Below are 26,367 nucleotides of genomic sequence, written 5' to 3'. Positions count from 1 at the left end.
CGTGGGACCAGGGAGGTCGGGCAAGGTGCGAGTGACGGTGGACAGCGGAGCGTGTGTCGGCGCGGGTCTCTGTGTGTTGACGGCCCCCGAGGTCTTCGACCAGGACCCGGAGGACGGCATCGCCACCGCGATCGACGAGGACGTCCCGCCCGAGCTGGTGCCGCTGGCCCGGGAGGCGCGCGCCGTGTGCCCGGTGGAGGCCATCGGGCTGACGGACGACTGACGGGCGCGGCGGCCTACTTCCGCTCGTCCGCCGGTTCGGCGCTGAGCATCGCGATGCAGGCGACGATGCCGACCTTGAGCCGGGAGTCCACGCCCAACTTCGTCATGATCTCGGTGACGTGATGCTTGACGGTGCGTTCGGTGATGGAGAGGTGGCGGGCGATCTCCGCGTTCGCCATCCCACATCCCAGGGAGCAGAACACGTCCAGCTCCCGCTCGGTCAACAGGTGGGTCCGGGTCACCGCGTCGCGGAAGACGGCTCCGGCGGTCCCTGCGTATTCGGTCAGCACCATGGAAGTCCCCCGGGATTCATGTGCCACGTCATTCGGTCAGGTCGGTGAGGGCGTGGACCAGTAGGTCCACCTCGGCCGTGGTGGTGCCCCGGCCCATGGAGATCCGGAGGAACTCGTCGGCCCCCTGTCCGGGAGCGAACAGCGGCGTGTGCGCGCCGTGGCCCACCCAGGTCCGGATGCCCCGCTCCCGCAGTCGGGCATAGAGCTCGGTGACCGGCCGCCGGTCGCTGCAGACCGAGACGGTCCCCGAGCGCCGGCTGGCCTCGCCGAGCCGGCGGAGGCCGGGCAGGGCACAGACCTGGCGTTCCAGGTCGGCGAAGAGCTCGGCGGTCTGTCGTCGCTCAGTTGCGTCGCGGGCCTGGTCCTCCGCCACGGCCACCCCCAGCCCCGCCCAGACCGCGATGTTCCGCTCGGCGAGTTCGAGGCTCGTCGCGTCCTCGACGAGGGGCTTCGCGTCGAGCGCCGGTGAGACGGTCATGGCGTGCACGTCCAGCACGGCCGGTGCGGCGAGGGCCAGGTAGCGGTCCGAGACGTGGGCGAAGCCGGTGCCGCGGGGCCCGCGGAGGAACTTGCGGCCGGCGCCGGTGTAGATGTCGGCGCCGATGGCGGTGACGTCCACCTCGACGTTGCCGACGGCCTGGCAGCCGTCCACCACGAACAGCGCGCGCGAACCCCGCAGCAGCGCGCCGATCGCCGCCACGTCCACCACCACGCCGCAGCAGGACGGCAGGTGGGACACCGACACGAGGGCCACGTCGTCGGTGAGGTGCGCCGCGATCCAGTCGAGGTCGACGTCGCCGCGGGGCGTGCACGGCATGACCACGATCCGCAGGCCGAGCCGTCGGCGCAGCTCGGCGAGGTGGAACAGGTTGCCGACGTAGTCGTACGCGGAGACCCAGACCTCGTCGCCGGCGCGCAGCGGGAGGTTCCCCACCAGGGTCGTCCAGGCGCGGGTCGCGTTGTCGAAGAGCGCGACGCCGGACGGTTCGGCGCCGAGCAGGCCGGCGAGAGCGGCGCGGGTCGCCGCCACCACGGCCTCGCCGTGTGCCGCCTCGGCCTCGTACGGGCCGAGCGACGTCTCGAGTTCCAGGTAGTGCCGCATCCGGTCGAGGACCTCGGGTGACGGCACACCGGCTCCGGCGTAGTTGAAGTGCACGGCTTCCGCGCGTGCCGGCGACGGGACGGCTCTCATCGACTCACCTCCGCGACGGCGGCGGGCGCCGCACCGTCACTGGTCCACAAGTACCGGACGGTGCTCAGTGCGGCTACCGCTATCATGCCGAGTCCGACGACGCCGGCCACCACGGCCCAGGCGACCCGGGCGTCGACGACCGCGATCAGCGGGAGGAACATCATCGGCGCGACCAGCACCCCGATGTTCACGCCGGCGGCGTAGAAGCCGATGTTGCGGGCCTTGAGCGCCGGCGGCGAGACGGCACTGACGTGGTCCATCATGGCCGGGAAGACGATCATCTCGCCGAGGGTCCACCAGGCGGTGCCCAGCAACAGCAGCCACGGGTTCGCGCCGAGTCCCATCAGGCCGAAGCCGATGATGGCGCACGCGTACCCGGTCAGCAGGGTGGTGCGGCGCCGCCAGTGGTTCATCAGGTGGTTGAGGCTGATCTCGCAGGTGATGACCATCAACGCATTCGTCGCGAAGATCGCGCTCACCCACACCGGCGGGCCGTGCAGCTTCTGGATGACGTACGCGCTGACCACGGTGGGCGGCAGCGCATAGGCGAGATGGATCGGCATGATCGACGCGAAGAACGACCAGAAGCGCAGCTCGCTGCCGCTCCGGTCGGCGGCCGGCCCGTCCCCGGCGGGGTCGGCGGCCGCCGGGGCGGTCGCCTCCCGCCGGTCGTCGGTGAGCCGGGACCGGGCCAGCACCCCGGCCGCCACCAGGTAGCCGACCGCGGTGCCCCAGACGAGCAGGCCCGGCGACACCTTGAACAGCAGGCCCGCGATCACCGGTCCGATGCCCATGCCCACGTTGACCGCCAGCCGCACCGCGGCGAAGGCGAACCGCCGCTGGCTGTCCGGCATGGTGTTCGCCACCATCGTGTACGACACCGGGTTGATCAGCTCGTAGCAGAAACCCCAGGCGGCCGTCGCCGCGACCAACGGCCACAGGCCCGGCACCACGGCCACCACGAGGACGCAGAGCGCGACGCCGAGCATGCCGAGCACGGCGACCCGGCGCTCCGGCATCCGTCGGGTCAACTGGCTGACGGTCACGTCGGCCAGCAGGGCGCCGACACCGAAGGCACCGATCACCAGGCCGATGGCCGCCGGGCGCAGCCCTTCGCGGGTCACCGCCAGGTAGGCGCCGTAGAACGGGAACAGCATCACCGAGCTGCGGGCCACCGCGATGGAGACCAGCAGACCGCGGATGGGCCGGAGCGTCGCCAGGTTCTCCCGGAGCGTCGGCCTCATGCGTCGAGTACGTACACGGACTCCCGGATGTCGTCGACAGCACGGTAGTCACGTTCGAGGGACGCCTCGTCGGTCGCGGTCATGAAGACGCGCAGCGGGCTGGTCAGCAGGTCCTTCGTGGGGACGATGACCTGCCCCGGCGCGCGCTTGACGGTCAGCTCCACCACCGACGGCAGCTCCCGGATCCGGCGTACCGCGTCCTCGTCGATCGCGACGATCCGGCCGGAGCGCTCGGTGGGCGTGTTGAACACCAGGGCAGGCTGACGCCGCTGGTAGACCCGGTCGCCGTACTCGGCCAGGAAGCGGTCGGTGTCGGTGTAGGCCAGCGCGATCAGGTCCGCCTGGTTGGTGCCGAGGCAGATGTCGTGGAAGCCGGGGTGCATGTTGCCGTTGAGCCGGGCGCCGACCTCCACGACCGTCGGCCCGTTCGGGCCCACGATCACCTCGGAGTGCGCCGGCCCGTTCCGGACGCCCAGCGCGTCGAGCACCTGCTTGGTGTAGGCGATCAGCGGCCCGCACACCGGGTCGTCGGCGTCCATCAGCACGTCCCGGTTGTAGATGGGCTTGCCGTTGGGCAGCAGCTGCTTGTCGTAGCGCCAGACCCCGCAGACGTACGCGTGGCCGTCCGCGCTCACCGTGTCGACGATGTATTCGGTGCCTTCGAGGTAGCTCTGCACCAGCACCTGCTGGTTGGTGATGTCGAAGATGTCCTTCGACCCGATGATCGCGGGGAACGCCCGGCGCAGGTCGGCCTCGTCGCGGCAGACGAAGACGCCGTCGGTGGAGGCGGAGGAGAGGGGCTTGGCCACGCACGGCCAGTGACCGCCGGCGTTCGCCCAGGCGAGGGCCGTCTCCACGTCGTCGGTGAGCGTCTGGGCGGCGGCGGCCAGCCCGGCGGCCCGGACCACCTCGATCATCTCGTGCTTGTCGCGGCGGGCGGTCGACAGCGCCGATCCGTTGCTGCGCAGGCCGAGCAGTTCGCTGAGGCGGTCGGCGAGCGGCACGCCCGGCTCCTGGCCCGCGAGCACGAACAGCGGCGCGACCTTCTCCAGTTCCTTCACCGCCGTCGTCTCGTTGTCGAAGACGAGGAAGTCGCGGTAACTGTCCCGGGCGGGGGGCAGCATGCTGGGCATGAGCTCCGGGGTGCTCTGCAGGTGAATGACGTCGACACCACGACGCTGAAATGCCGCAGGAAGGTAATTGCCGGTGCTGTAGGCATCCACCAGCACACCCGTGGGACGTGTCATCGAGGAATCCCCTCAACTTGCTGCCGGCGGCGTTCCGAAACGCGGCCGGACAGGCTTACCTTGTGCACGGTTCGAAGTGAGACCGCCGCCGTGAATATTCCACAGCCCGCACGTCGGCTGCTCATAGCAACTCGCTATGGGGTCAACCTTCGGCTATCGTCGCACCGTGGTCATGACGTTGCAGTCCGTACGCGCCTTCGTGGCGGTCGCGCGGGCGGGTTCCTTCGGGGAGGCGGCGCGGCTGCTGGACGTGAGCCAGCCGACCGTGAGCGGAGCCGTCGCCCGGCTGGAGACGCACGCCGGGACGAAACTCTTCGCCCGCGAACTGGGCGGCGTCTCCCTGACCGAGCAGGGGCAGCGGGTGCTGGGCCTGGCCGAACGGCTCGTACGCGCCGCCGACGACCTGGCGGAGGCGCTGACGCCCGCGGAACCCGACGTGCTCCACCTCGGCTTCATGGGCGAGGCCGCCTCGTCGGTGACCGGGCAGATCGTCCGGATGGCGCAGCAGCGCCTGGGCCGCCCGGTGCAGCTGCGCCGGTTCGACTTCGACGACCCCAGCTGCGGGCTCGCTTCGGGCCGGAGCGACCTCGCCATCGTCTGGCCCCCGCTGACCAGCGACGACGTGGACCAGGTGGTGGTGACCACGGACCGGCGTGCGGTGGCCCTGCCGGTGGCCGACCCGCTCGCCGGGCGGGACGAGGTGCGCCCGGACGAACTCGGCGACCGGCACTGGGTGGTCCCGCGCTCGCCCGACCCGGCGTGGAGCGCCTTCCGGCATCCCCGCGCCATCGGGGTGGTCCCGCTCGGCACGGTGGACTCCGGCTCGGTGGAGGAGACCCTGGAACTGGTGGCCGCCGGCGCGGGCGTCGCGTTGTTCTCGGTCAGCACCGAGCAGCACTACGCGCGCATGGGCGTGGTGATCGTGCCGTTGACGGGGGACCTGTACTGCACCGCGGCGCTGGCCTGGCGCAGGCCGATCGACCGGCCCGTGGTCGCCGACATCGTCGCCGACATCCGGGCCATGAACCTGCCGCTGCGCTGACCGGGCCGGCGGCCCCGGCCTCGTTCGCGGTACCACCCGAGGTCGCTCCGACGTGGATCGGACGCGCCGTTGACAGGTCCACCGGGTGTGGGCAAAGCTTCCTTCGTCGGACCACCGGCCGGCATGACGGGCCACCGCCGGACAGCAGTTCCGCATTCGTCGCAGACAATGTCCGTTGTCGTCGAACCGCAGTCGCGCTGCCGCGTCACATCGGGCCCGTGAAGCCGCCCGTCGACCATCGGAGCCAGCAATGCAGATGAGACAGTTGACGCCGTTCATCGGTGTCGAATTCACCGACGTGGCATTTCCGGACCTCCGGGACGACGCCGTGTTCGACGAACTCGTCGTCGCCCTGCACCGGCACGACCTGGTCGTCGTCCGGGGCCTCGACCTCACCCCGGAGCAGCAGCTCGCGCTGGCCTCGCGGCTCGGCGAGCCGGTGCCCTTCGTGCTGGCCGAGTTCCGGCACCCGGACTTCCCGCAGATCCTCGTCTCCTCCAACGAGACCCGACGGAACCGGCCGGTCGGCATCCCCCGGGTCGGCAACTTCTGGCACCAGGACTCGTCGTTCACCCAGCAGCCCGCCCCGTACACCATGCTGCACGGCGTGCGGGTCCCCGCGACCAGCGGGCACACCCACTTCGCCAGCGCCTTCGACGTCTACGACCGGCTGCCCGACGAGTGGAAGGACCTGCTCGAGGGCCGGATCGGCCGGCACACCCTCACCCGGCAGCAGCGCATCGGTCCGGAGCACGTCGGGCTCTCCATCGCCGAGATGAAGGCCCTCGTCGCGGCGCAGTACCCGGCGGTGGAACACCCGGTGGTGCAGGTCGATCCGGACACCGGTCGCCGCTACCTGTACGCCTCCCGCGAGTACATGGACTGCGTCGTCGGGTTGGACGCCAACCAGAACGCCGCCTTCTTCGACCTCGTCGACGCGCTCGTGCAGGACCCCGAGCACGTGTACGTCCACCGGTGGACCCCCGCCGACCTGCTGATCTGGCGGACCGCGACGACCTACCACGTCGCCACCGAGGTGGCGCCGGGGGTGCCGCGCACCGTGCACCGGGTCAGCATCGCCGTCGGCGCCGACGGACCCCGGCGTGTCCCTGCCGCCGGTGCCGCCCGCTCCGGCGGACCCGCCTCGTGAGCGTTCCGTCGCCCGGCACCGGGCTCTTCGCCGTCGTGGACGGATATTCCGCGGGACGGTTCCTGCCCCCGGCGTTCGACCGGGCCGGCGCGGCCGTCCTGCACGTCCGCAGCACCCCGGCGTGGCTGGCCTGCGTGCCCGTTCCCGACCTGCGCCCGTACGTCGGGACCCTGGTGCACGACGGGACCCGGCGCACCGTCGCGCGGCTCGCCGAGCGCGGCGTCGCCGGGGTGGTGGCCGGGCAGGAGACCGGCGTGCCGCTCGCCGACGAGCTCGCCGAGCGGCTCCGGCTGCCCGGCAACGGCACCCGGCACTCCGCCGCCCGCCGCGACAAGTTCCGGATGATCGAGACCGTGCGGGCGGCCGGCCTGCACTGCGCCCGGCAGTGGAAGGCCACCGACGGCCCCGCGCTCGCCGCGTCGGCCACCGCCGACGGCTGCTTCCCGTACGTGGTGAAACCGCTGCGGTCGGCGTCGAGCGACGGCGTCACCGTCTGCCGGACCGCCGCGGAGGTCCGGGCCGCCGCCGACCGGATCCTCGGCACCACCGACCTCTTCGCGGAGCCCAACACCGAGGTGCTGATGCAGTCCTATCTCGACGGCACCGAGTACGTCGTGGACGTGGTGCTGCGGGACGGGGCCCGACACGTCTGCGGGGTCTGGCGCTACGACAAGCCGCTGCGCGGCGGCCGGCGGCTCTACGACAAGGACATCCTGGTGGACCCGGACGAGGCGCCGGTGCCGGAGTTGATCGCGTACGTGGACCGGGTGCTCGCCGCGCTGGACATCCGGCACGGTGCCGCGCACGCCGAGGTGATGCTGACCGCGCAGGGGCCCGCCCTGGTGGAGATCGGCGCCCGGCTCAACGGCAACATGGACCCGGGCTTCCACGACCTGTGCCTCGGCGCCAACCAGGCCGACCTCACCGCGCTCGCCTACGCCCGGCCCGACGACTTCGTCCGGCGGTACGGCGGCACCGTCTACCGCCCGCTTCGCGCGGCCCTGGTGCACAATGCCGCGACCAGCGTGTCCGGCCGGGTGGAGGCCGTCGACGAGGACGTCGTGGCGACGATCGCGGCGCTGCCGACGGTCCGCCTGGTCACCCCCCGGCTCGGTCCGGGGGACCCGATCCGGCCCACCGTCGACCTGATCACCAGCACCCTGCGCGTCCACTTCGCCGGCGACAGCCTGGCCGAGGTGCTCGCCGACCACCGGCGGGTCGTCGCGCTCTCCGACCGGGTGTACCGGCTCGCCGACCCGGCCCGACCGGTGGGGTCGCGGTGAGCGTCGCCGTCCGCGCCGAGCTGGCCGCGCTGCCGCCGTACGTCATCCCGCGGCAGCCGCCCGGCGCGGTCCTGCTCAACAGCAACGAGTCCCCGGCCGCGCCACCCGACCCGGTCGTCGCCGCGGTGACCAGGGCAGCCGCCACGCTGCACCGGTACCCGGACTGGACCTCCGGGGAGCTGGTCGGACGGCTGTCCCGGGGGCTGGACGTGGACCCGGCGCGCGTCGCGGTCGGGTGCGGCTCGGTGAGCCTGTGCCAGCAGCTGCTCCAGGTGGTCTGCGGTCCGGGTGCCGAGGTGGTCCACCCGTGGCGGTCGTTCGAGGCGTACCCGGTGATGGCCCGGATCGTCGGGGCCGTGCCGGTCGCGGTCCCGCTGGACGGCGGGCAGCGCCACGACCTGCCCGCCATGCTCCGGGCGATCACCCCGGCGACCCGCGCCGTCTTCGTCTGCAACCCGAACAACCCGACCGGCACCACCGTCACCCGGGCCGCGCTGCGGGAGTTCCTGGCCGAGGTGCCGGGCGACGTCCTGGTCGTCCTCGACGAGGCGTACCGGGAATTCGTCACCGACCCGGACGTGCCGGACGGGCTGGACCTCGCGGCGACCCGGGACAACGTGGCGGTGCTGCGGACGTTCTCCAAGGCGTACCGGCTGGCCGGGGTGCGGATCGGCTACTGCGTGGCGGCGCCCGAGGTGGCGGCGGCGGTCCGCGCGGTCGGCGTACCCTTCGCGGTCAGTCGGCTGGCCGAGGCGGCGGCGCTGGCGGCGTTGGACGTCGAGGACGAGCTGCGCCGCCGGTGCCGGGCGACGGTGGGGGAGCGGGACCGGGTTGCGGCGGCCCTGCTGCGCCGGGGCCACTCACCCGTGCCGTCCCAGGCGAACTTCCTGTGGCTGCCGTTGGGGGCCCGGGCGGTGGCGTTCGGCGAGCACTGCGCGGCGCGCAACGTGCTCCTGCGGGTGTTCCCGGGCGACGGCGCCCGGGTCACCATCGGCGCGCCGGCGGAGAACGACGCCTTCCTGCGGGCCACCGAGGGCTTCGCACCCTAGTCCGCCGACGGCCTCGGCAGCAGCATCGCACCGGGGTTGAACAGCCCGTCCGGGTCGAAGGCCTGCTTGACCCGGTGGTGCACCCGTACGCCGACCGGGCCGACCTCGCGCGCCAGCCATTCGCGCTTGATCCGCCCCACGCCGTGCTCTCCGGTGATGGTGCCGCCGAGCGCCAGGCCGAGTTCCAGGATCCGGTCGAACGCGTGTCGGGCCCGGTCGGACTCGCCGGGCACCGACGGGTCGAACAGGATGGTGGGGTGCATGTTGCCGTCGGCGGCGTGTCCGACGACCGCCACCGGCAGCGCGACCTCCGCGCCGATCCGGGCGCAGCCGCTGATCAGGTCGGCGATCCGGGTACGCGGCACGGCCACGTCCTCGGTGAGACAGTGCCCCTGCTGTTCGAGGGCCGTCAGCGACACCCGGCGGGCCTGCAGGAGCAGGTTGCCCTCGGCCGGGTCGACGGTCGTCTGGGTGGCCGTGGCACCGGCGTCCGCGCAGATCCGTGCGATGGCCGCCAGTTCCCGCTCGGCGGGGGCGCCGCCGGAGTCGGACTGGCAGAGCAGCAACGCCTGGCAGCCGGGGGTGCCGACCGCGCACCGCAGGTACGCCTCCACGGCCCGGATCGAGATGGCGTCCATGATCTCCATCAGGGACGGGACCACGCCGGCCTTGACCACGCCGATGACCGCCTCGCCGGCCGCCTGGGTGGAGTCGAAGGCGGCGACCAGCGTGCCGGGCGCCTGCGGCAGCGGGCGCAGCGTCACCGTCGCCTCGGTGATGATGCCGAGGGTGCCCTCGCTGCCGACGAAGAGCCGGGTGAGGTCGTAGCCGGCCACCCCCTTCACGGTGCGGCGGCCGGTGCGCAGCAGCTCACCGTCGGCGAGCACGACCTGCACGCCGAGCACGTGGTCGGCGGTCACCCCGTACTTCACGCAGCACAGCCCGCCCGCGTTGGTGGCCAGGTTGCCGCCGATCGTGCACCACTCGAAGCTCGACGGGTCGGGGGGATAGAACAGCCCGTGCGCGGCGGCGGCGGTCCGCAGGTCCTTGTTGACCACGCCCGCCTGCACCACGGCCAGCCGGTTGTCCGGGTCGACCTCGACGATCTCGTCGAGTTTCGTGGTGACCAGCACGACGCACCCGTCGACGGCGTTCGCGGCGCCGGTCAGCCCGCTGCCCGCCCCCCGGGGCACGATCGGCACCCCCGCCTCGGCGCACCGCCGGACACAGGTCTGCACCTGGGCGACGGTGCGCGGGAACACGACCGCCACCGGTGTGCCCGAGGGGGCCAGGGGCATCATGTCCCGGGCGTACGGCCGGGTGCCCGCCGGGTCGGTCAGCACGGCGGCGTCGCCGAGCTCGGCCCGGAGAACATCCACGATCTTCGCTGCCATCGGGTCACTCTAGTACGACCGGGACGGTTCGCGACCCCGCCGCGCGCCGCCCCGGCCGCCCGACGCCCACGGATCGGCCGGTCAGCGGTGGTGCGGCTGGCATATCTTCGCTGTCATGAGCGCCGACGAGAAGCAGCGCCGGGTGTGGGACCGGCACGCCGCCGGCTACGACCGGCAGATGAGCGTCCTCGAGCGGCGGTTCCTCCGGGACAGCCGGCAGTGGGTGGGCGAGCAAGCGCACGGCGACACCCTGGAGGTCGCCATCGGCACCGGACGGAACCTGCCCCACTATCCCCGCGACGTCCGGCTCACCGGCGTGGAGCTGAGCCCGAACATGCTGGCGATCGCCCGGCGGCGGGCCGCCGACCTGGGCCGGGAGGTCGACCTGCGGCTGGGCACTGCACACCGGCTGGACTTCCCCGACGGCACCTTCGACACCGTCGTGTGCACCCTCTCGCTCTGCGCGATCCCGGACGAGCGACGGGCCGTCGCAGAGATGGCCCGGGTGCTGCGCCCCGGCGGCCTGCTGCTCCTGGTCGACCACGTCGTCGGCGCCACCCGCCCGGTACGCGCGCTCCAGCGCCTCATCGAGCTGGTCAGCGTGCCGACGGCGGGGGAGCATTTCCGCCGGCGTCCCCTGCACCAGGTGGAGGCGGTGGGGTTGCGCGTCGAGCGGCAGGAGCGCTTCGCCCGGGGGGTGATCGAGCGTCTCGCCGCCCGCAGACCCGCCTGACGGCTCCGGCGGCGGTACGCCCCGCCGGTCCGCCCGGTGACGGTCATCGACATCGCGGCACCGGGTCCATAGACTCCGGTCTTTCTGGTACCACAAGTCCAGGGAGGACCCACGTGTCGAGCGAAACCCGACCGCACGCCGTCGCGCCGCTGGCGTACCGCCTCGCGGGCGTGGCGGTGGTCTCCGCCGCGCTGGTCGCCGTCGGTGGCTGCCGCGACCGCCGCGCCGGCTGCCGCGCCGGAGCCCACCCGGGGCCGTGCGCGTACACGCCGACGCCGGACGAGCCCGCGGCCCGGCCGGTGCCGCTGCCGCCGGACTCCCGGCGGACGCCCGACCACGGCACCGTCCGGGTCACGCTGCGGACGAGCCAGGGCCCGATCGGGCTGACCCTCGACCGGGAACAGGCCCCGTGCACGGTGCAGAGCTTCCTGCACCTGGCCCGGCACAGGTTCTACGACCGGACGCCGTGCCACCGGCTCACCGCGTACCCCACGTTGAAGGTGCTGCAGTGCGGCGACCCGTCCGGAACCGGCGAGGGCGGTCCGGGCTACCGGTACGCCGACGAACTCCCCACCGACCTGCCGCCCGCGCCCACCGACCCGACCGGGGTGCGCCGGCTCTACGCCCGCGGCACCCTGGCGATGGCGAACGCCGGCCCGGACACCAACGGCAGCCAGTTCTTCCTGGTCCAGTCGGACTCGGCACTGCGCCCCAACTACACCGTGTTCGGCACGATCGACGAGGCCGGGCTGGCCACCCTGGACCGGATCGCGGCCGGCGGGATCGCCGCCACGCCGGACGACCCGGCCCCGGTCGACGGCGTGCCGGCTCTGCCGGTGGAGATCTGCCGGGCCACCGGGCCGCTGGAGCCCCACCCGGCGGGGCGGGTCGCCGTCCCGCCGGGTGCGGTCCGCCGGCCGGACGCCGGGGTGCGGATCCGCCGACCGGCTGCGTCGGGGAGTGCTCGCCTGGTCCTCGATGCGGCGGCGGGAGCATGACACGATGGCCGGTGTCCGGCCCGCCGGGTGGCCGGGACACGACCTGATGGAGTCGGCATGTCAGGACAGGCCGGCGTGCCTGTGCCAGGTTTGGCACCACTGTGGACGCACGATCCGGTGACGGCCGGCCCGTACCGGCTGCTCGGCCGGCTGGGTGCGGGTGGGCAGGGGGTCGTCTATCTCGGCGAGGACGACACGGGCGACCGGGTCGCCGTCAAGATGATCAACATCGACCTGAGCGATCCCCGGGCGCGCTCGCAGTTCATGAAGGAGATCGCCGCGGCCCGCCGGGTCGCGCCGTTCTGCACCGCCCAGGTGCTCTTCGCCGAGGTGGACGGGGAGCGGCCCTACGTGGTCAGCGAGTTCATCCCGGGGCCCACCCTGCACCGGCACGTCCGCGAGCACGGCCCGGTCGTCGGCAACGCGCTGCACCGGCTCGCGGTCGGCACCGCCACCGCGCTCGCCGCGATCCACCGCTCCGACGTGGTGCACTGCGACCTGAAGCCGGACAACGTGGTGCTGGGCCAGGACGGGCCGCGGGTGATCGACTTCGGCATCGCTCGCGCCCTGGGCATCACCGAGACCGCGTCCAGCCAGGTCATGGGGACCACCGCGTACATGGCGCCCGAGCGGTTCCGCAACGACGGCGTCGGTCCACCCTGCGACGTGTTCGCGTGGGCCGCCACGATCGCCTTCGCCGCCGGCGGCCGGCCGCCGTTCGGCAACGACTCGCTCTTCGCGGTGATGCACCGGGTGCTCCACGAACCGCCCGACCTGCCCGCGCTTCCCCCGGGTCTGGACGCCCTGATCCGGCAGTGCCTGGCCAAGGAGCCGGCGGACCGGCCGGAGGCCGAGCAGGTGCTGGTACGGCTGCTCCGGCAGGACGACCGGGTCACCGGCCCGCTGCGCCCCGACACCGTGCTCGCGGTCGGTGACGAGACCGCCGGCGCGCCCACACCGAACCACCCGCTGCCCCGGCCTGCCGCACCGGCGCTGACCCTCGCCGCACCGAGCCGGACCGCTGCGCTGCCGGCCCAGGTATCGCCTGGCGCCGGCGACGCAGGGGCCGCCTGCGGAGCCGACCGGTGAGCCGGACGGCTGGGCGCGGCGCCTGCGCGACGAGACCCTCGACGCCGGGGGCATCTCGGTCGCGCTCTTCCTCGGCTCCGTCGGGGCCGCCGCCGGCTACGTGGCCTCCAGCGCGGCGGGACCGGCCGCCGCCACCGGCGCCGTCACCTTCGTGGTCGTCTACCTGGTCCGGCTGCTGGTCGCCACCGCCGTCGGCGGGCCGTCCGAACGCGCCTGAGCGCGCGGTGCGCCCGGCGTCGCCGAGTGGCGCCCGACCGATAGGTTGACTGCCGTCAGTCGACCGCCGAGGAGGACGCCCCGATGACCCGACGCTCGCCGCGTACCCGGCAGTGGTTGCCGTACACCGCTGCCGTCTCCGCCGGGCTGCTGGTCATCGCCGGGGCGTTCGGGTTCGTCCGGCAGCGCGACGCGGACGCCGGCCGGACCCGTGCGGGGTGCACCATCGACCTCGAGGTCAACTCCTCGACGGAGAAGGCCGCCCTGCTGGTCGAGCTGGCCGAGCGGTACGACCGCAGCGGCCGCTCCGTCGCGGGCAGCTGCGCCCGGGTGCACGTCAGCGCGTTGACCTCGGGCAAGGCCACCGAGGCGCTGGCCACCGGCTGGAGCCGCACCGGGTTGCCGCAGCCGCAGGTCTGGTTGCCGACGTCGAGCCTGTGGACCGGTCAGCTCCGCCTGCTCGACCAGGCCGCCGGCCGGGCGCCACAGACCCCGGACCGCTACCCGTCGATCGCCAACAGTCCGCTGGTGATCGCGATGCCGCAACCCCGGGCCGAGCTGCTGCGCCGGCGTGGACCGCTGGGCTGGGGAGAGATCCTGGGCCTCTCCGGACGGGACGGGTGGGCGAGCTTCGGCAAGCCGGAGTGGGGCCGGTTCACCTTCGGCAAGGACAACCCGAACATGTCCACCTCCGGCCTGGCGGCGACCATCGCCACCTACTACGCCGCGGTGCAGCGCTCCAGCGACCTGACCCGGGCCGACCTGGCCGACCCCGCGGTCACCCGGTTCGTCCGCCGGATCGAGGCCAACGTGTCGCACTACAGCGACGACTCGGTGGACCTGCTGCGCAACCTCGCCGAGGCCGACCTGGCCGGCGGTGGCGGCAAGCCGGACGACATGAGCGCCATCGTCCTGCAGGAGGAGCTCGTCGACCTCTACAACACCGGCGGACTGAGCCCGCGCGGGGACGGCCAGGAGCGGGGTCGCCGCCCGCACGTCCCGCTGGTCGCCGTCCACCCCAAGGAGGGGACGTTCAACCTCGACCACCCGTATGTGGTGCTGCCCTCCGCCGACGAGCGGCAGCGGGCGGCAGCGGCCGACTTCCTGGCCTTCCTCACCGCGGACGCCCAGCAAAAGAGCTTCGCCCGCCTCGGCTTCCGCGACCACGAGCGCCGGGCCTCGCCGGAGCTCCTCGCCAGCGTCGGCGCCGAGCCCAGCGGTGGGCTGAGCTACTTCGAGCCACCGGACCCGCAGGTCGTCGAGGCGATGCTCGACGGCTGGCGCACGCTGCGCAAGAAGGCCAACATCCTGATCGCCCTCGACACCTCGGGTTCGATGCAGGCGGCGGTCGGCAACCGTACCCGCTTCCAGGTCGCCGCCGCGGCGGCGGGCAAGGGGCTCGCGCTGCTCAACGCGGAGGACCGGGTCGGGCTCTGGTCGTTCTCGTCGGAGACCCCGCAGCGGCCGAAGAGCCCCTACCGCGAGGAGGTCCGGCTCGGCGAGTTCGACCAGAAGCGGATCACCAGCAAGATCGCCGGCCTGCACGTCGAGGGGAGCACCGCGCTCTACGCGACGGTCCGGGCCGCCCACCGGGAGCTGCTCGACCGGTACGACCCGCAGCGGATCAACGCCGTCGTGGTGCTGACCGACGGCCGGAACGAGTACAGCCGGGACAACGACCTGGCCAGGTTGCTCGCCGAGGTGACCCTGGACCCGCAGCGGCCGGTGAAGGTGTTCTGCATCGCCTTCGACCGGGACTCGGACTTCGCCACCCTGGACCGGATCGCCAAGGCGTCGTCGGGGAAGGCGTTCGACGCCACCGATCCCGCGATGGTCGACGAGGCGTTCGTGAAGCTGGTCAGCAGCTTCTGAGCCACGCCGCCGTACGGGGCGGCACTGCTCACCCGCCGGCCAGCAGCTTCTTCTGCACCTTGCCCATCGCGTTGCGGGGCAGCTCCTCGACCAGGTGCACCCGTCGGGGGCGCTTGTGCGCGGCGATCCGACCGGCCGCGAACTCGATCAGCTGCGCCTCGGTCGCGGCGTCCGCGACCACGTACGCGACGACCTGCTGTCCCAGGTCGGGGTGGGGTACGCCGATCACCGCGGCCTCCCGGACCCCGGGGTGGGCGAGCAGCGCGTTCTCGACCTCACCGGCGCCGATCCGGTACCCGCCACTCTTGATCATGTCGATCGACGCGCGGCCCATGATCCGGTGCCACCCGTCGGCGTCGACGGTGGCGATGTCGCCGGTACGGAACCATCCGTCCGGGGTGAACGACTCCGCGTCCGCCGCCGGCCGGTTCAGGTAGCCGCCGAACACCATCGGCCCCCGCACCTGGAGCTCGCCGGGGGACTCGCCGTCCCGGTCCAGCTCGGTGCCGTCCTCGCCGACCAGCCTGGTCTCCACCCCGGCCAGCGGGGTGCCGACGAAACCCGGGCGACGCTCACCGTCGGCCCGGCCACTGACCGTGATCAGCGTCTCCGTCATCCCGTACCGCTCGATGGGCGCCTGGCCGGTGAGTTCGGTGAGCCGACCGAAGACGGGCAACGGCAGTGGTGCGCTGCCCGACACCAGCAGCCGCGCCGGGGCGAGGGCCCGGGCCGAGGCCGGGTCGGCGCAGACCCTCGACCAGACGGTCGGTACGCCGAAGTAGAGGCTGCCGCCCGCGGCGGCGTACGCCTCCGGCCGGGGCCGACCGGTGTGGACCAGCCGGGAACCGACCCGGAGCGCGCCCAGCACCCCCAGCACCAGACCGTGCACGTGGAACAGCGGAAGGCCGTGCACCAGCACATCCTCCGGCGTCCACGACCAGGCGTCCGCGAGCGCGTCGAGGTCGGCGGCGATCGCCCGGCGGGAGATCGGCGCTCCCTTCGGCGCACCGGTGGTGCCGGAGGTGTAGAGGATCAGCGCGGTGTTCTCCGGTGCCGGCTCGGGTCGCCCGCGGCCCGCCCGCGCAGCCAGGTCGACCGCGGCGACCGGCGTCGGTACGTCCGCCAGCGTTCCGCTGCCCACCGCCTCGCCGGGCGCGAGCAGCAGCGCGGCGGCGGAGTCGCGCAGCAGGTGGTCGCGTTCGCCCGCACCGGAGTCCGGGGCCACCGGCACCACCGGAACGCCCGCGAGCAGGCCGGCCACGACGGCGACCACGGTCTCCATGCTCGCGGTCGCCCAGACGGCCACCGCGTCACTGCCGGCGATCCGGTCGGCGAGGGCGGTGGCGGCGGACCACACCGCCTCCCGGGAGGAGCGCTGGTCCCCGACCCGGATCGCGTCCGCGTCATCCCCGAACGTCCCGGACAGGGCCGGCAACAGCATCTCTTCGCTCCCTCGTCGTGAGGTCCCACGTCCTGCCCGCCCGACGACGACGGCCTGGATGCGACTGACCGCAGTGGACCCGGACCGCCGAGCCTACAAGCGAGCGTCGACGACGCGCGGGTGTGCTTCCCCGAACCGGTCCGGCGCGTCCGGTCAGCGTGTGCTGCTTCGCGGCGCCGGCGTGAACACCCGGACCGGGTCGCCGCGTACGAGCTCGTCGTGCAGGCGCCGGCGGGCGGCCGTCACCGCCCGCCCGGCCACCTCGTCGCCCTCGTCGAGACGCTGTCGCAGCAGGTCGAGGGCGATCCGGCGATTGAGGCCGAACTGCCGTTCCGTGTCGACCACGACGACGGTTCCCGAGGGCCGGTGGGTCGCCCGTACCGCCGTGCTGGCCTTGTTCCGGTGTTGACCGCCGGGCCCCCCGGTGCGGCAGGCGACGATGTCCACATCCGTCTCCCGGAACGTGGTCCGCAGGGTGTCGACCTGGCACGGCCGGGCGGTGACGTACCAGTTCTTCCGGCCGGCTCCGGTCCGGTAGGGGCTCGGGGCCTGCCAGCACAATGTCCCGCTCCACGACTCGGCGAACGCCCCGGATCCTGCTCCGGAGATCCGGAGCAGGACCGATCGGTGGGTGCCGGGCCGGTCGCCGGGAACGGTCTCCACCCGCTGGGTGGTCAGCTGCTGCCGGGCGGCGTCGGCCTCCAGACGGGGCAGGATCCGGGCCAGCGCCCAGGCGCACTCGCGCGGGCCACGCCCTGCCGACACGAGCAGGTGGACGATCATGACCGGCCTCGTCCACGTCGCTCCCGGCGGTCCCGTCGAGGCGCCGGCCCCGGGTCGGCCGTCTTGTAGGTGACCAGGGGGACCGTGGTGGCCACGGGGGTGGCCAGGCCGTGGTCGACGAGGTCGGCGATCACCTGCTCGATGCGCTTGTAGGCCGTCGGGGCCTCCTCGAAGAGCAGTTGCCGGTCACCGCACACCACCACCGACCCCACCGGCGTACGACGCAGCTCCTCGACGGTGTGCTTGGCCCGGCCCCGGCGCAGTGCGTCCGCGCGGGACATCTTCCGCCCCGCGCCGTGCGCGACCGAGTGGTTGGCGCCCGGACCGGCGTGGCCGGCGACCAGGTACGAGGGGGTACCCCGTGTGCCGGCGACCAGCACGTCGCGGCCGTCACCCGGTGCCGCGCCCTTGCGGTGCAGGTAGACCCCGTCGCGGACCTCGACCAGGTTGTGGCACTGGTCGACGATCGGCGCGGTCGGTTCGGCGCCCAGCGCGTGGGCGATCCGGGCGGCCATCAGCCGCCGGTTGAGCGATCCCCAGCGTACGGCGGCGTCGTGCCTGGCCAGGTAGGCCGTGGGATCGGGGGCGGCGCCGGCGCCGTGGCGCTCGGTGTGCTCCCGCAGGATCCGTTCCCCCAGTCCCCGGGAACCGCTGTGGACGATGAGCACGAGGTGATCGGCGGTGAGCCCGAGACGGTCCGCGTGGTCCGGGTCGAGAACCGTCCCGATCCGCGCCAGCTCGGCGAAGTGGTTTCCGCGGCCGACCGTACCCAGGCCGTCGAGGTGACCGGCGGGAACCTCGCCGTCCACGACGGACCAGGCCGGGTCGTCGGCGTCCCGCTCGGGGTCCAGCGCGCGGTCGAGATCGGGGAACCGCGCGGCGAGCCGCTCCGGTACGGCCGGCCTGAGGTTGATCGGGAACACGGCGATGCCGCACCCGATGTCGGAGCCCACCAGGAACGGGTACAGCACGGTCGACGCCATGGCGGCTCCGATCGGTGCCCCCTTGCCGGGGTGCAGGTCCGGCATGCCGGCGACGTGGATCATGCCGTCGAGGGCGGCCACCCGGTGGCACTGGTCGACGGCGTCGGACTCGATCCAGCTCGTGGGGGAGGCGAAGACGGTGACGGTGGCCGGGTCGGACTGCGGCAGGGACTCCGGCCGGAAGTGACGTGCAGACAAGGACGCTCTCTCATCGGGCAGCGGGGACGGACGGCGCGACGGCGCGGGTCGGCGCCGGGAGCCTTCGGAGATCGGGCTGGTGTCCGTCAGAGCGTCATGACCCCACTCTCGCCGGGCCCACCGCCCGCGGCAAGCCGTTTTCGGGCCGCATCCGCACGACTCAGTCACCGTACGTGAGTTTTGCCGGCACCTTCGGTGGAATTCTGTCCTGGTCGGACAGTTGTGGCGGCGCAGGTCTTGACTGTGAGCTAACCCACACCTTGAATGGCGGGATGTGAAGACGCCTGGTCAGGACGGTCTCGGGCACCGAGCCGACTGCCGTCGGACCACCGGCGTCTCTCCGTCGCCTGAAGCTGTCGTCAGGGAGCCGTCGTGGCGGTGGGTCATGGGATGAGTGAGCGTCGGCGGCGGATGGCGCTCAGCGCGGCGCTGCACGTCGTCTCCCACGCGCTCGCCATCGTCTACTGCCTCGTCACGCTCGGCGAACCGCACCGGAGCCTCATGCTCACCGCCTTCGGCTGCGGGATGGCGGCCGGCATCCTGGGGCTGTGGGCGGCGCGGACGGTCACCACGAAGGCCGTCGGATACCGCGTCTCGTTCTCGATCCTGCTGGTCACGCTCGTCGTGGTGGCGTTGGGCGCGTACTGGGACGGCGGCGCCGCCTCGCCGGCCAGCCTAGGGTTCGTGAGCACGGCCGTGTTCGTCGCCAGCTACACGCCGCCGCTGCGGCTGATGATCGCGTTCGAGGCGCTCATCCTCGGTTCCTACCTCGCCGTCGCCGCCGCCGGGCAGCCGCCGCGACCCGGTCACGTCTTCCTCTACGTCGGCGGCATTCTCCTGCTCACCTCCGTCTGCGCCGCCCAGGCGCGGATCGTGGCGCGGCAGCGTACGCAGTTGCGCTCCCTCGCGTCGCTGGACCCGTTGACCGGGGCCCTGAACCGGCGCGGCCTCGCGGACTTCGCCGGACCGTTGTTCCGGGGTTGCCGCCCGCCCGAGCTCTCCCTGCTCTGCCTGGACCTGGACGACTTCAAGCTGGTCAACGACCGCCTCGGCCACGCGGCCGGCGACGCGTTGCTGCAACGGACGGTGGCGGCGGTGCGGGAGGTGCTGCGCGCCGACGACGCCGTCGCGCGGATCGGCGGCGACGAGTTCGTGGTCGTGCTGGTGGACGCCCCGGAACCCACCGCGCGGAGCATCGCGCTCCGCATCGACGAAACGGTCCGGGAGCTGACCGGGGTGAGCATCGGCTGGGCCACCGCCCCGCACGACGGGGTCACCCTGGAGGCGCTGCTGCGGGTCGCGGACCAGCGCCTCTACCGGGTCAAGCAGGAGCGCCGTCGCGCCGGCGGAGCCTCGTCGTGCGTCGGGCACGCCGTCACGACCGGCCGCCCGGACCCCTTCTGACGGTACGCCGACGACGCGGCGGCCGGGCGGTGCGACCGCCGTCCGTGCGCGCGGTGCCGATCCGGTGCGGGGGTGACAGTGCGGCGTCGACGTGCCACCATACCGACCAGTCGGTTTCCCGACGGGAAGGGGCCATCGATGCCGGAGACGTCCGCGACGCGCACCGCGTACCGCACCTGTCCGCTCTGCGAGGCCACCTGCGGCCTGACCCTGACCATCACCGACGACCGGGTGACCCACGCCCGCGGCGACCGGGAGCACGTGTTCAGCCACGGCTTCGTCTGCCCGAAGGGTGCGGCGTTCCCGCAGCTGCTCGACGATCCGGACCGGCTGCGCCGGCCGCTGCTGCGGGTCGACGGCACGCTGCGCGAGGTCGGCTGGGCCGAAGCCTTCGCCGCCGTCGAGGCGGGACTGGGCGCCGCCCGTGCCGGCGGTCGGGACGCGGTCGCCGTCTACCTGGGCAACCCGAACGTGCACACGATGGCCGGCGGCCTCTACGTGGGCCCGCTGGTCCGGGCGCTCGGCACCCGCAACGTCTTCTCCGCCAGCACCGTCGACCAGATGCCCAAGCACGTCTCCTCGGGCTACCTCTACGGCGACCCGAACGCCATCCCGGTGCCCGACCTGGACCGCACCGACCTGCTGGTGCTGCTCGGCGCGAACCCCTGGGAGTCCAACGGCAGCCTCTGCACCGCCCCCGACTTCCCCGGCCGGCTCCGGGCGTTGCAGGCGCGCGGCGGCCGGTTCCTGGTGGTCGACCCCCGGCGCACCCGGACCGCCGCCGCCGCGGACGAGCACCTGCCGATCCGGCCCGGCACCGACGCGCTGCTGCTCTTCGCCGTCGTGCACACCCTCTTCGCCGAGGACCTGGTGCGGCTCGGCCCGCTGGCGGCGCACGTCACCGGCGTCGACGAGGTGCGGGAGCTGGCCTCGGCGTTCGCCCCGGAGCGGGTCGCCGACCGGTGCGCGGTGCCCGCGCCGCGCATCCGCCGTCTCGCCCGCGAGCTGGTCGCCGCCCCCACCGCCGCCGTGTACGGGCGCCTCGGCACCAGCACGGTCGCCTTCGGCACCCTGACGAGCTGGCTGGTCGACGTGGTCAACGTGCTGACCGGCAATCTGGACCGGCCGGGCGGGGCGATGTTCCCGCTCGCCGCCCACCAGCGCACCCGCGCCGCCGGTCCGGGCAAGGGGTTCCGCACCGGACGCTGGACCAGCCGGGTGCGGGGCCTGCCGGAGGTGAAGGGTGAGCTGCCGGTCGCCACGCTGGCCGACGAGATCACCACGCCGGGACCGGGTCAGGTCCGGGCGCTGGTCACGGTCGCCGGCAACCCGGTGCTCTCCACCGCGAACAGCGAACGGCTGGACCGGGCGCTCGCCTCGCTCGACTTCATGGTCAGCGTCGACCCCTACCTGAACGAGACCACCCGGCACGCCGACGTGGTGCTCCCGCCGCCCGACCCGGCCCGGGCCGGACATTACGACTTCGCGTTCCTCACCCTGGCGGTGCGGAACGTGGCCAGCTATTCGCCGCCCGCGCTTCCCCTGGAGCCCGACAGCCTCGACGAGTGCGACATCCTCGCCCGGCTCACCCTGATCGCCGCCGGGCAGGGCACCGACGCCGACCCGCAGGGCCTGCACGAGCAGCTGCTCGGCCAGGTGCTCGCCGAGGCGGCGGAGGAGCTGGACCGGCCGGCGGCCGAGCTGCGGGCGCTGGTCGTGGGGGAGCGGCCCGCCGAACGCCTCCTCGACGCGCGGCTGCGCCGCGGCCCGTACGGCGACCTGTTCGGGCGGCGACCGGACGGCCTCTGCCTGACCCGGCTCCTCGACCACCCCCACGGCATCGACCTCGGGCCGCTGCGGTCCCGCCTGCCGGAGGTGCTGCGGACGCCGAGCGGCACCGTCGAGCTCTGCCCGCCGCCGATCGCCGCCGACGTGGCCCGGCTCCGCGACGCCCGGGACGCGCCGCCGGAGGGCTTCGTCCTCGTCGGCCGCCGGCACCTGCGTTCGAACAACAGCTGGATGCACAACGTGCCGGCGTTGGTGAAGGGGCGGGACCGCTGCACCCTGCAGATCCACCCCGAGGACGCGGCGAAGCTCGGGCTGTCCACCGGGGACGCCGCGCGGGTCTCCTCGCGGGTCGGGTCACTCGTGGTGGCCGTCGAACCGACCGCCGACACCATGCCCGGCGTGGTCAGCCTGCCGCACGGGTGGGGCCACGACGTGCCGGGCACCCGGCAGTCCGTGGCCCGGGCACATCCCGGCGTCAACAGCAACGTGCTCGCCGACTCCACGGCGGTCGACCCGCTCTCCGGCAACACCGTGCTCAACGGCATCCCGGTCCGCGTGGAACCCGCCTGAACCGGCGGGCCCGTCGTCAGGAGGTGGCCGCACGAGCCCGATGGCTCACCGGCGAGGGCCGAGGAGAGCGCGGGCGCTGAACACCAGATCCTCCGCGTCCGCGGAGGTACCGAATCGAACGGAATAGCAGGAAGCGCCCACATGGCCTCGGCTCTCGCCGACTACTCAGGGATCAGCTCGCTGAGCCGGTCCAATGTATACGTGACTGATCCTTCCGGCAGACCCTCGGGCGCGTCGATGCCGATGAACGTGACCGGCTCGTCCGGCAGGCGGCCGTCCCACATCACCACGTCGGCCCGGGCGCGCCACCGGTCGACCAGGTAGGACATGGTGAGGTAGCGCCGCTGCACCAGTGCCCGCACCCGGTCGGCAGTGGTGGACCGGTTGTCCTCCACCCGGTTGAACGACGGCCTGCCCCGCAGGTAGAGGTGCAGCCACACGGCCTGCCAGCCTTGCTCGCCCTTGGCGAACACCATCGGCAGCGCCACCCGGCCCTGGCCTCGCAGGTGCGAACGCGCCCGCACGGTCCGCGCGTCGAACGGCGCACCGCGCTGCTCCGGCGTCCGGGTCTGGTAGCCGAACATCGACTCGGCGACGTCGTCGAACGACTCGCCCGCATAGATGTACACCTGTGGTACGACGTAGTGCCCGCGTACCGTCAAGGGCACGTCGATGAACTCGGTCGCACCGTGTCTCGCGTCGGTGATGTCGCCCGAGTGCACCACGCCGTCGTGGCGGTAGTTCGTCCAGGACACCTGGCCCGCACTGTGGAACTCGTCGTCGAGCAGCAGCACCGACAGGTCGTAGTCGGTGCGACGGTCGCGCTGACGCCAGTACGTGAAGAAGCGCAGCACCTCACCGGACACCGACGCCCGCGAGCCCCTCGGCAGCACCGCGAATCCACCTTCGGCCGCCTTGCCGGACAGCGGCAGCGCGACGTCGAGCACCGCCGGGTCCACCACCAACGGTCGCTGCGGCTCCGGCAGCCGCGCGCCGATCTCGGCGTCGAGCAGCGACGACAGTTCGGCCACCAGCTCGGCGGGCAGGGGCGGGCGCCGGTCCGGGCCGACCCACGCGCGCCGCGAACGGCCGACGTACATCCGCGCGGACGCGGGTGCCAGCCGGTTGTCGACATGCTCCCGCAGGGAGAGAAGCACCCGGCCCGACGCCGAGCCCAGGGCCGCGGCGACCGCGTCGACCACAGCGGCTCGCTCCGGCGCCGACGCCGTGCGCAGAAGCCGGTCCGCGGAGCGCAGGAGCAGGCCCGGCGCGGCCGACAGCACCGACGCGGCCGGGCCGACGGCACCGGCGCGGATCGCCGCCTCGGCGCGTCCGGCGAGGGTGGGTACCCGGCGCTCGCCGCGCGCGACCGCGAACACCTCCCGGGCGTGCGGCCACTGACCGTACTCGTGCGGGTGCAGCCGCTCCCCGAGTCGCTTCCACCGCTCCGCGTAACGCGCGACGTCGCCGAGCTTGCCGCGGTTCCCGCCGACGACGTCGTCCAGCGCGGCCAGCAGCACCCGCCGCTCCGGGCGCCGGAAGGCCCGGAACCTCGTGGGTGTCAGGAGTGAGACGTCCCCACCGGAGGCCTGGCAGGCGACGCGCAGGACGTCGGTCGTCGTGTCCACGGCGACGAGCGGCCGCCCGAGGACCAGCCGGATGCCGTTGAGCACCGCGCGGTTCTCCCGTACCGGGATGCCGGTCGGCTGCGTGTCGTCCAGACAGGCGACGGCGAGCTCGCTGAGGACCGCCAGGTCCGCCTCACCGAGCGGGGTGGCGCTGCCGGCCAGGGCCAGATAGAGGCGCGCCGCCTCCACCTCGGGGGTGTCGCCGAGGTGCAGCAGGGTCACCCGGTCACCGGCCGTGGTGATCAGGGCGTCGTGCGCGGCCAGCAGGTCGGCCCAGCTGTGCTGGTAGGTCCCGTAGCCCGGCAGGTCGAGCAGGTTCACCCCACCCGACGCGACGGCGTCCCGCAGCTGCGCGTCGGTCGTCGTGCCGCCACCGCTGAGTACGGCCGCCCGGAGCCGGTCGGCCCAGAACTCGACGGTGTCCGGCACCTGGTCCGGGAATCCGATGAAATAGGCATTGTGCCGGACGTGGTCGCCGACCAGTTCGCGTACCGCCGAGACGACCGTGGCGGCGAGGTCCATCGCCGGCGCGGGGGCCAGCGTGCCGATGTGCTCCAGCAGGGCCCGCGACGCGGAGAACCCGACATCGAGCAGCGCCGCATCCAGTTGCCGGGCCACCCGGGTGCCGTCCCCGGCCGCGCCGGTGCCCGCCGGCACGCGCAGGGTCCTCTGGATGATCAGCTTCTCGAGCACGTGGTCCTCCGATCCACCTCGACTGCGGCCGGTGCCGGCCTGCAGCCGCGGCGCGGTGGGTCGCCGGGGACTCGAACCCCGAACCTTTCGATCCAACTAGGAGAAGGAAGCGCCCCCATGACCACCGGGGTGGAGAGCGGACGCGCTACTCAGTCGAATGCTCTAGCCAGTTGAGCTAGCGACCCGGATGTCGATCATCGCACCGACCGGGCCGCGTCGGCCATCCGGTTTCCAGCGACGGTGAACCGGGTGAGTGGCGTCCCGGTGCCGCCTTCACTGCCGGGTGCGCGCCGCGCGGGGGGTGGCCGGGACGAGCCGGCGGGTGATCCACAGTGGTGAGGTGACGGCGTTGCCCATCACCACCGCGTGGGCGCCGGCCGTGAAGGCCCGGCCGATCTGTTCCGTGCTCCGGTACCGGCCTTCCGCCAGCACCGGCACGGGCAGGAGTGCGGCGAGGCGCGCGACGAGCCCGAGGTCGGGCCCGTCGGTCGGTGGGCTGGCCGGGGTGTAGCCGGACAGCGTGGTGGCGACGGCGTCGGCGCCGGCCTCGACGGCGGCGACGCCCTCGGCGGTGGTGGAGACGTCGGCGAGGACCAGCGCGTCGGTCTGCTCGCGGATCGCCCGGACGGTGTCGGCGAACGTACGCCCGTCCGGGCGGGGCCGGTCGGTGGCGTCGACCGCGACGACCTGCGCCCCGGCCGCTGCCACATCCAGCGCGTGCCCGGCGGTGGGGGTGATGAAGACGTCCCCGGTGCCGTACTTGTGGAGCCCGATCACCGGTACGTCGACGGCGGCGCGTACGGCCCGCACGTCGTCCGGGCCGTTGACCCGCACCGCCACCGCGCCGCCACGGACCACCGCGGCCGCGACCCGGGCCTGGACGTAGGTGTCACGCATCGGGTCGTCGGGTTCGTCGGGCAGCGGCTGGCAGGACACCACCAGGCCGCCGGCCAGCTCGTCGAGGACGTTCATTCTCCGGTTCCTCCGTCGTCGATCGTCGTCGTGGCGAAGCGGGCGGCGCCGACCAGCACGGCGTTTGCGCCGAGCGCGGCGGGCCGCAGCGGCACCCCGGCCCAGCCGCCGGGCAGCTCTGCGTGATAGGCGGCCGAGGCGGCGGCCAGCAGCACGCCGGCCGCCCCGCCGGCGACCAGGACGGCCTCCGGGTCGAGCACGGCGACCAGCCCGGCCAGGGCCGCGCCGAGGACCGCGCCGGCCCGGTCGATCACCTGCCGGGCGGTCGGGTCACCGGCCGCCGCGCGGTCCGCCACGGTCCGCCCGGTGACCCGGGTGCCGGTCACGTCGGCGTACGCGGCGGCCAGCCCGGTGCCGGAGGCGATCGCCTCCAGGTGCCCGTACCGGCCGCACCCGCACCGCAGTCGCTCGGTGCCGGGGGCCGGCAGGTGCCCGAGCTGGCCCGCCGCGCCCCGGCGCCGGCCTCGACGCGGCCGTCGCGGACGACCGCCCCGCCCAGCCCGGTGCCGACGGCCACCAGCAGCAGGTGGGCCCGGCCCTGCCCGGCGCCGGCCCAGCTCTCGCCGAGCGCCGCGGCGTGCACGTCGTTGGTGACCCGCACGGGACGGCCCAGCCGCGCGGTCAACGCGTCGGCGACCGGGGTGCCGGCCCATCCGGGCAGGCTGTCGGTCGCGTACCGGATGGTCCCGGTGGCCGGGTCGACCGTGCCAGCGGTGCCGACCCCGACCGGCCCCGGGCCGGCGTCGCCGAGCAGCTCCGCGGCCAGGCCCGCGGCGGCGTCCAGCACCGCCGCGGGCCCGGACCGGGCGGGGTGGGGACCTCGCGCCGGGTCCGCACCCGCCCGTCGGGGTCGACCAGCGCGGCGGCCGTCTTGGTGCCGCCG

The 26,367-nt window shown here is 73.7% G+C and carries 21 protein-coding genes, 1 tRNA gene and 1 pseudogene; 11 read left to right on the top strand and 12 right to left on the bottom strand.

Going from position 1 to position 26,367, the window contains the following annotated elements; translation table 11 throughout:
* The first annotated feature begins 37 nt into the window (after positions 1–37).
* On the top strand, positions 38–223 hold the full coding sequence (locus MRQ36_RS31750; protein ID WP_242800450.1) for a ferredoxin: 186 nt from the start codon (positions 38–40) through the stop codon (positions 221–223).
* Positions 224–236: 13 nt separating this feature from the next.
* On the opposite strand, the gene MRQ36_RS31745 is transcribed toward MRQ36_RS31750, so the two are convergent.
* The 4 genes from MRQ36_RS31745 to MRQ36_RS31730 are packed head-to-tail and all read right to left on the bottom strand — an operon-like array spanning position 237 to position 4,198.
* Entirely contained in the window at positions 237–515 is a 279-nt protein-coding gene (locus tag MRQ36_RS31745) for a helix-turn-helix transcriptional regulator (protein WP_242800448.1), read from the bottom strand.
* A gap of 28 nt (positions 516–543) precedes the next feature.
* A complete protein-coding gene (locus MRQ36_RS31740; protein WP_242800446.1) occupies positions 544–1,707 on the bottom strand; it encodes an aminotransferase class V-fold PLP-dependent enzyme in 1,164 nt (387 codons plus the stop codon).
* On the bottom strand, positions 1,704–2,951 hold the full coding sequence (locus MRQ36_RS31735; protein ID WP_242800444.1) for an MFS transporter: 1,248 nt from the start codon (positions 2,949–2,951) through the stop codon (positions 1,704–1,706). Before MRQ36_RS31735 ends, MRQ36_RS31740 begins: the two co-directional genes overlap by 4 nt.
* Positions 2,948–4,198 carry an ATP-grasp domain-containing protein gene (locus tag MRQ36_RS31730; protein ID WP_242800442.1) on the bottom strand — a complete coding sequence of 417 codons (1,251 nt, stop codon included), beginning with the start codon at positions 4,196–4,198 and terminating at the stop codon, positions 2,948–2,950. The genes MRQ36_RS31735 and MRQ36_RS31730 overlap by 4 nt, the downstream gene beginning before the upstream one ends.
* Before the next feature lie 172 nt (positions 4,199–4,370).
* Here MRQ36_RS31730 and MRQ36_RS31725 point away from each other — a divergent pair, with 172 nt between their 5' ends.
* From MRQ36_RS31725 to MRQ36_RS31710, 4 genes are all read left to right on the top strand, one after another.
* A complete protein-coding gene (locus tag MRQ36_RS31725) occupies positions 4,371–5,240 on the top strand; it encodes a LysR family transcriptional regulator (RefSeq protein WP_242801506.1) in 870 nt (289 codons plus the stop codon).
* 256 nt (positions 5,241–5,496) lie between these two features.
* A complete protein-coding gene (locus MRQ36_RS31720; RefSeq protein ID WP_242800440.1) occupies positions 5,497–6,390 on the top strand; it encodes a TauD/TfdA family dioxygenase in 894 nt (297 codons plus the stop codon).
* Positions 6,387–7,673 (top strand): ATP-grasp domain-containing protein, encoded by a 1,287-nt coding sequence (locus MRQ36_RS31715; protein WP_242800438.1) that lies wholly within the window; start codon positions 6,387–6,389, stop codon positions 7,671–7,673. Before MRQ36_RS31720 ends, MRQ36_RS31715 begins: the two co-directional genes overlap by 4 nt.
* Positions 7,670–8,722, top strand: a complete 1,053-nt coding sequence (locus MRQ36_RS31710; protein ID WP_242800436.1) for a histidinol-phosphate transaminase — start codon at positions 7,670–7,672, stop codon at positions 8,720–8,722. Before MRQ36_RS31715 ends, MRQ36_RS31710 begins: the two co-directional genes overlap by 4 nt.
* On the opposite strand, the gene MRQ36_RS31705 is transcribed toward MRQ36_RS31710, so the two are convergent.
* Positions 8,719–10,116: an FAD-binding oxidoreductase gene (locus MRQ36_RS31705; RefSeq protein WP_242800434.1), complete on the bottom strand. Its 1,398-nt coding sequence runs from the start codon at positions 10,114–10,116 to the stop codon at positions 8,719–8,721. The two genes, MRQ36_RS31710 and MRQ36_RS31705, sit on opposite strands and share 4 nt — an antisense overlap.
* 115 nt (positions 10,117–10,231) lie before the next feature.
* Between MRQ36_RS31705 and MRQ36_RS31700 the strand changes: the two genes are divergently transcribed.
* From MRQ36_RS31700 to MRQ36_RS31685, 4 genes are all read left to right on the top strand, one after another.
* Positions 10,232–10,849 (top strand): class I SAM-dependent methyltransferase, encoded by a 618-nt coding sequence (locus MRQ36_RS31700; protein WP_242800432.1) that lies wholly within the window; start codon positions 10,232–10,234, stop codon positions 10,847–10,849.
* A 113-nt stretch (positions 10,850–10,962) separates the two neighbouring features.
* Entirely contained in the window at positions 10,963–11,847 is an 885-nt protein-coding gene (locus MRQ36_RS31695; RefSeq protein ID WP_242800430.1) for a peptidylprolyl isomerase, read from the top strand.
* 117 nt (positions 11,848–11,964) lie between these two features.
* Positions 11,965–12,936, top strand: coding sequence for a serine/threonine-protein kinase (locus MRQ36_RS31690; RefSeq protein ID WP_242800428.1), 972 nt, complete (start codon positions 11,965–11,967; stop codon positions 12,934–12,936).
* Between the two features lie 300 nt (positions 12,937–13,236).
* Positions 13,237–15,024: an extracellular solute-binding protein gene (locus MRQ36_RS31685; protein ID WP_242800425.1), complete on the top strand. Its 1,788-nt coding sequence runs from the start codon at positions 13,237–13,239 to the stop codon at positions 15,022–15,024.
* A gap of 28 nt (positions 15,025–15,052) precedes the next feature.
* Here the strand turns inward: MRQ36_RS31685 and MRQ36_RS31680 are convergent, their stop codons facing one another.
* The 3 genes from MRQ36_RS31680 to MRQ36_RS31670 form a co-directional block, all read right to left on the bottom strand.
* A complete protein-coding gene (locus MRQ36_RS31680) occupies positions 15,053–16,465 on the bottom strand; it encodes an acyl-CoA synthetase (protein ID WP_242800423.1) in 1,413 nt (470 codons plus the stop codon).
* A gap of 153 nt (positions 16,466–16,618) precedes the next feature.
* Positions 16,619–17,248: a peptide chain release factor H gene (gene prfH / locus MRQ36_RS31675; RefSeq protein ID WP_242800421.1), complete on the bottom strand. Its 630-nt coding sequence runs from the start codon at positions 17,246–17,248 to the stop codon at positions 16,619–16,621.
* Positions 17,245–18,429, bottom strand: a complete 1,185-nt coding sequence (locus tag MRQ36_RS31670; protein WP_242800419.1) for an RNA ligase RtcB family protein — start codon at positions 18,427–18,429, stop codon at positions 17,245–17,247. Before MRQ36_RS31670 ends, prfH begins: the two co-directional genes overlap by 4 nt.
* A 390-nt stretch (positions 18,430–18,819) precedes the next feature.
* Between MRQ36_RS31670 and MRQ36_RS31665 the strand changes: the two genes are divergently transcribed.
* Together MRQ36_RS31665 and MRQ36_RS31660 are read left to right on the top strand one after the other, a co-directional pair.
* Positions 18,820–19,833 carry a GGDEF domain-containing protein gene (locus MRQ36_RS31665; RefSeq protein ID WP_242800416.1) on the top strand — a complete coding sequence of 338 codons (1,014 nt, stop codon included), beginning with the start codon at positions 18,820–18,822 and terminating at the stop codon, positions 19,831–19,833.
* Between the two features lie 138 nt (positions 19,834–19,971).
* On the top strand, positions 19,972–22,191 hold the full coding sequence (locus MRQ36_RS31660; RefSeq protein ID WP_242800414.1) for a molybdopterin oxidoreductase family protein: 2,220 nt from the start codon (positions 19,972–19,974) through the stop codon (positions 22,189–22,191).
* A gap of 161 nt (positions 22,192–22,352) precedes the next feature.
* Here MRQ36_RS31660 and MRQ36_RS31655 read toward each other — a convergent pair whose 3' ends face one another.
* The 4 genes and pseudogenes from MRQ36_RS31655 to MRQ36_RS31640 all read right to left on the bottom strand — a co-directional run bounded on the left by MRQ36_RS31655 (position 22,353) and on the right by MRQ36_RS31640 (position 26,271).
* Complete coding sequence (locus MRQ36_RS31655; protein ID WP_242800412.1) at positions 22,353–24,512, bottom strand: hypothetical protein; 2,160 nt, start codon at positions 24,510–24,512, stop codon at positions 22,353–22,355.
* Between the two features lie 56 nt (positions 24,513–24,568).
* Positions 24,569–24,697, bottom strand: a tRNA-OTHER gene (locus MRQ36_RS31650).
* A gap of 88 nt (positions 24,698–24,785) precedes the next feature.
* On the bottom strand, positions 24,786–25,484 hold the full coding sequence (locus MRQ36_RS31645; protein ID WP_242800410.1) for an N-acetylmannosamine-6-phosphate 2-epimerase: 699 nt from the start codon (positions 25,482–25,484) through the stop codon (positions 24,786–24,788).
* Positions 25,481–26,271: pseudogene (locus tag MRQ36_RS31640) on the bottom strand (ROK family protein). Before MRQ36_RS31640 ends, MRQ36_RS31645 begins: the two are co-directional and overlap by 4 nt.
* Between the last annotated feature and the right edge of the window lie 96 nt (positions 26,272–26,367).

The sequence above is a fragment of the Micromonospora sp. R77 genome (assembly GCF_022747945.1).
GTDB lineage: Bacteria > Actinomycetota > Actinomycetes > Mycobacteriales > Micromonosporaceae > Micromonospora.
This window is presented reverse-complemented; position numbering and strand designations above follow the sequence as displayed.

Excerpts from the sequence above, each read along its gene's own strand:
- MRQ36_RS31680 (WP_242800423.1), bottom strand. The coding sequence starts at position 16,465 with ATGCTGTTGCCGGCCCTGTCCGGGACGTTCGGGGATGACGCGGACGCG.
- MRQ36_RS31725 (WP_242801506.1), top strand. The coding sequence starts at position 4,371 with ATGACGTTGCAGTCCGTACGCGCCTTCGTGGCGGTCGCGCGGGCGGGT.
- MRQ36_RS31720 (WP_242800440.1), top strand. The coding sequence starts at position 5,497 with ATGAGACAGTTGACGCCGTTCATCGGTGTCGAATTCACCGACGTGGCA.
- MRQ36_RS31740 (WP_242800446.1), bottom strand. The coding sequence starts at position 1,707 with ATGAGAGCCGTCCCGTCGCCGGCACGCGCGGAAGCCGTGCACTTCAAC.
- MRQ36_RS31730 (WP_242800442.1), bottom strand. The coding sequence starts at position 4,198 with ATGACACGTCCCACGGGTGTGCTGGTGGATGCCTACAGCACCGGCAAT.
- MRQ36_RS31660 (WP_242800414.1), top strand. The coding sequence starts at position 19,972 with ATGCCGGAGACGTCCGCGACGCGCACCGCGTACCGCACCTGTCCGCTC.
- MRQ36_RS31735 (WP_242800444.1), bottom strand. The coding sequence starts at position 2,951 with ATGAGGCCGACGCTCCGGGAGAACCTGGCGACGCTCCGGCCCATCCGC.
- MRQ36_RS31685 (WP_242800425.1), top strand. The coding sequence starts at position 13,237 with ATGACCCGACGCTCGCCGCGTACCCGGCAGTGGTTGCCGTACACCGCT.
- MRQ36_RS31665 (WP_242800416.1), top strand. The coding sequence starts at position 18,820 with ATGAGTGAGCGTCGGCGGCGGATGGCGCTCAGCGCGGCGCTGCACGTC.
- MRQ36_RS31745 (WP_242800448.1), bottom strand. The coding sequence starts at position 515 with ATGGTGCTGACCGAATACGCAGGGACCGCCGGAGCCGTCTTCCGCGAC.
- MRQ36_RS31645 (WP_242800410.1), bottom strand. The coding sequence starts at position 25,484 with ATGAACGTCCTCGACGAGCTGGCCGGCGGCCTGGTGGTGTCCTGCCAG.
- prfH (WP_242800421.1), bottom strand. The coding sequence starts at position 17,248 with ATGATCGTCCACCTGCTCGTGTCGGCAGGGCGTGGCCCGCGCGAGTGC.
- MRQ36_RS31705 (WP_242800434.1), bottom strand. The coding sequence starts at position 10,116 with ATGGCAGCGAAGATCGTGGATGTTCTCCGGGCCGAGCTCGGCGACGCC.
- MRQ36_RS31700 (WP_242800432.1), top strand. The coding sequence starts at position 10,232 with ATGAGCGCCGACGAGAAGCAGCGCCGGGTGTGGGACCGGCACGCCGCC.